The organism is Methylobacterium sp. WL7 (assembly GCF_008040085.1).
Classification (GTDB): Bacteria; Pseudomonadota; Alphaproteobacteria; order Rhizobiales; family Beijerinckiaceae; genus Methylobacterium; species Methylobacterium mesophilicum.
In genome coordinates, this window is record NZ_VRVG01000239.1 from 1 (window position 1) to 3,820 (window position 3,820).

The 3,820-nt window shown below is 69.4% G+C and carries 5 protein-coding genes and 1 pseudogene; 3 read left to right on the top strand and 3 right to left on the bottom strand.

Annotated features, from left to right (window positions below; all coding sequences use genetic code 11):
* The 3 genes from FV233_RS28585 to FV233_RS28595 all read right to left on the bottom strand — a co-directional run.
* The coding region (locus FV233_RS28585) for a hypothetical protein (protein ID WP_147899542.1) at positions 1-297 on the bottom strand (297 nt) is incomplete at its 3' end.
* 150 nt (positions 298-447) lie between these two features.
* Entirely contained in the window at positions 448-741 is a 294-nt protein-coding gene (locus FV233_RS28590; protein WP_147856848.1) for a type II toxin-antitoxin system RelB/DinJ family antitoxin, read from the bottom strand.
* 82 nt (positions 742-823) lie between these two features.
* On the bottom strand, positions 824-1,834 hold the full coding sequence (locus FV233_RS28595) for an aldo/keto reductase (RefSeq protein ID WP_147899543.1): 1,011 nt from the start codon (positions 1,832-1,834) through the stop codon (positions 824-826).
* A 197-nt stretch (positions 1,835-2,031) separates the two neighbouring features.
* On the opposite strand from FV233_RS28595, the gene FV233_RS28600 reads away from it, so the two are divergent.
* The 3 genes and pseudogenes from FV233_RS28600 to FV233_RS28610 all read left to right on the top strand — a co-directional run.
* Positions 2,032-2,979 (top strand): protein-methionine-sulfoxide reductase heme-binding subunit MsrQ, encoded by a 948-nt coding sequence (locus FV233_RS28600; RefSeq protein ID WP_147899544.1) that lies wholly within the window; start codon positions 2,032-2,034, stop codon positions 2,977-2,979.
* A 52-nt stretch (positions 2,980-3,031) separates the two neighbouring features.
* Positions 3,032-3,424: a hypothetical protein gene (locus FV233_RS28605; RefSeq protein WP_187278261.1), complete on the top strand. Its 393-nt coding sequence runs from the start codon at positions 3,032-3,034 to the stop codon at positions 3,422-3,424.
* 129 nt (positions 3,425-3,553) lie between these two features.
* Positions 3,554-3,820, top strand: a pseudogene (locus FV233_RS28610) (hypothetical protein); the annotation flags it as partial.

Genomic DNA, 3,820 nt, shown 5'->3' on the forward strand with positions numbered 1-3,820 from the left:
GAATAGGAAACGCCCGTCATCGATTGTTCGTCGGAGTTCCTGCATTTTATGCAGATCTGGAACCTCGCCAGATCGCGTACTTACAACGAGCCTCATCAAAGATCGAGTTGCTTTTAGCACAGCCATCCGATCACCAAATGTATCAATTTTAAGTTTATCAAGCGCTATTTGAGCCTGCATATAAGCAGTTTGCCACTGTTTCGCCGCGAATAAACCTGTTATGCTTGTAGCCGCCACAGCAGCGCAAATGGTTGCGACGGGCCCAGCAAAATCTTTTACCACGTCATAGGCGCTCATCGCCGAAATCCACTTTCCTATGTGGCCCACATCCACCCGGCGGGGGCGTAACAGGTTTCGCGAGCGCAGCGATTTAACAATGTTCCATAACTGGATTTGATTGTTTTCGCAGCTGCCAGCGCGGACGGGGTCGTTGCCGACGGCCTATCGTCAGTCGGCGTCAAGGACGGCGAGGAGGTTCGACGGATCGCCGACATGGATCACATCGCCGGCGAGGTTCGCGCGCAAAGCCGCGATGGTCTCGTCGTTCGGGACGAGCGGATCGAAGGGCAGCCGCCCTTCGGCGACGACCCGTTCAAGCATCAGGCGGAACGCGTCGGACAACGAGAGTCCGACCGCGCCGAGAACAGCTTCGGCCTCTAGCTTGACGCCCGGATCAACCTGCGCCCGGACCGACTTGGCCCTCGGCACAGATTTGACCTTTTCTTTCGCGTGAGCGGCCATCGTCGCCGATCCTCTTGCCAACCCGGACTTCAACACGGTGCGGACGGCTCACAATGCATAGGCCGGCGCAGAATTTGGCTACTCAAACGCCCCGCGGCACCCGCCCCTCAAGCGGATAGGCCGGATCGTTGTAGCCCGGGGTGGTCGGGTGCCCGGCGGCCACGAAGCCGTCCACCAGCGCCTCGTCCTCCGGGGTGAAGGCGTAGTCGAGGGCGCCGAGATATTCCTGCCACTGCGCCTCGGTGCGCGGCCCGGCGATGACGCCGGTGATCAGGCGGTTGTTCAGCACCCAGGCGGTGGCGAACTGCCCGGCCGTGATGCCGCGGGCCTCGGCGTGCTCCTTCAGGGTGCGGGCGATGCGCAGGGATTCCGGGCGCCACTCGGTCTGCATCATCCGGGTGTCCTGGCGGCCGGCGCGGGATTCGGCCGGCGGCGGGGCGTCCGGATCGTACTTGCCGGTCAGCACGCCCCGGGCGAGGGGCGAGTACGGGACGACGCCGAGCCCGTAATGGGCGCAGGCCGGCAGGTGCTCGGTCTCGGGCATCCGGTTGAAGGCGTTGTAATAGGGCTGGCTCACCACCGGCCGGTCGATGCCGGCCTCGTCGCAGAGCCGGCAGATCTCGGCGACCCGCCAGGAGCGATGGTTCGAGACGCCGAAATGGCGGATCTTGCCCGCCCGCACGAGGTCGGCCATCGCCCGTACGGTCTCGGCCAGCGGCGTATCGTGGTCCTCCTTGTGGAGGTAGTAGATGTCGATGAATTCGGTGCCGAGCCGGCGCAGGCTGTCCTCGGCGGCCTTCAGCACGTGGACGCGCGAGAGGCCGCGGTCGTTGACGCCCTGGCCGGTCGGGTTGGCGACCTTGGTGGCCAGGATCCAGGCGGCGCGGTCGCCCTTGATCGCCCGGCCGGTGATCTCCTCCGAGCGGCCCTCGGTGTAGACGTCGGCCGTGTCGATGAAATTGACGCCCGCCTCCCGGGCGCTCCCGACGATGCGGCCGGCGGTAGCCTCGTCGGTGGGCCCGCCGAACATCATCGTGCCGAGGCAGATCGGCGAGACCTTGAGGCCGGAGCGGCCGAGATTGCGGTTCTGCATGGGATCCATCCGGTGTCCGTCCGCCAGCAATCTCGGCGCTTGGGCGGCGAGGTCAACCGTGCCGGCGTAACACCGGGGACATCCGCGGCGAACCGACCCGCGCGGGGAGCGATCCCCACGGGCACCGGTTTCGCTCTCCGAGAGCCTGGCCCGAGCGCCCCGTCGTTTCCGATGTCAGAAGGCCAAGTCCGAAAGCAATGATCGACCGCCTGGCTGTTCCCCTCGGCATCCCCCTCCCCTGGCTCGACCGGGCCGGACGCCTCTCGTGGCTGAAGCTCGCGGTGTTCCTGGCCTGCATCGCGCCGGCCCTGTACCTGGCGGGGGCCTACCGGCTCGACGCGCTGGGCGCCAAGCCGATCACCGCGCTGATCCACGCCACCGGCGAGTGGGCGGTGCGCTTCCTGCTGTTCTCGCTGGCGATCTCGCCGCTGCGCCGGATCGCCGACTGGGCGAAGGTGCTGGTGGTCCGGCGCATGCTCGGCGTCACCGTGATGGCCTACGCGGTGGCGCACCTCACCCTCTATGCGGTCGACCAGAACCTGATCCTGACCAAGGTCGTCACCGAGATCGCCCTGCGGCTCTACCTGACGATCGGCTTCGTGGCGCTGATCGGCCTGATCGCCCTGGGGCTGACCTCCACGGACGCGGCGATCCGCACCCTCGGGCCGAACTGGCACCGGCTGCACCGGCTCGTCTACACGATCGCGGTTCTGGCGCTCGTCCACTATTTCCTGCAGTCGAAGATCGACGTCAGCGACCCGGTCTTCTCCGCCGGGCTGTTCCTGCTGCTCATGGGCTGGCGGGCGATGCGGCGGTTCAAGCTGCCGGAGCGGCCGTGGTCGCTGCTGCTGCTGGCGATCCTCGGCGGCCTCGCCACCGCGGGGCTCGAGGCGGCCTGGTACGGGCTCGCCAGCGGCGTCCCGGCCAGCCTCGTGCTGGCGGCCAACCTGGATTTCTCCGGCCCGCTCCGGCCGGCCTGGTGGGTCGTGGCGACCGGCCTGCTGATGCCCGCGATCGCGCTCCTGCGCGGCGGGCGCACCGCCGGCAAAGCCGCCAAACCGGGGGCCGGCCGGGACCGCGTGGCCGCGCCGCGCGGGACGGGCACCGGTGCGGGTGCCGCGCGACCCTTGTCGCCGTCCGCCTGATGCCGCAGAACCCGCGGCCGGCGGATCTCGCCGCAGCGGAGTGACCTGGGCTATGCGCGGCACGCTTCTCCTCATCGCGGGTCTGCTCGCCCCGGCCGTCGCCCTGGCGGCGCCCGCCAAGCCCGCACCCGCCAAGCCGACTCCGGACAAGGCAGCGCCGGCCGTCGCCGCCGCCCCGGCGGTCACCGCCTGCAAGCCCCCGGAGGCGCCGCCGGCGGCTCTGCGCCCGACCAAGCCCGTGCTCCCCGAGAAGCCGGCCTGCCTCGACGCCAAGGGCGGCTGCCCCGGCTGGGAGGCCTACAGCTTCAACGACGCAGTGAAGGCCTACAACCTGCAAGCGCAGGCGTTCCGGCCGATCGCCGAGGCCTACGCGCAGAAGCTCAACGCCTACGTGAAGGCGAGCGCGGATTACGCGCAGTGCGAGATCAACGCGATGCAGAACTGACGCGCGCTGCGGAACGGAGCCGGCTGAACGGCGGCCAACGGGGGGCGTGGCGGGGGTTCAGCCGGCGCGGCGCAATCTCCGGCATCGAGGGCCGCGATCCCCGCCGCCCGTCCCTGCCGAGGCCGAACAGTGCCCCTTCGTCATGTCTTTGGGCGCGCCGGGTTCTGCGCCCTGCTGCTCGCCACCGCCCCGGCGCTGGCCGCCGACTTCGACGGCCCGCCGCCCCCGCACGGCTATGGCGGCCCGGGGGACGGCTACGAGCGCGACCGGCGGCCCCCGCCGCCGGAACCGGAGTTCCGCAGGCCCCGCTTCTCGGCGGCACCGCCCGAGGCGTGCCGGGAGTTCGTCCGGCGCCGGTTCGATCCGGACGGGGCGCCGGTGGTCCGCCGGGTCCGG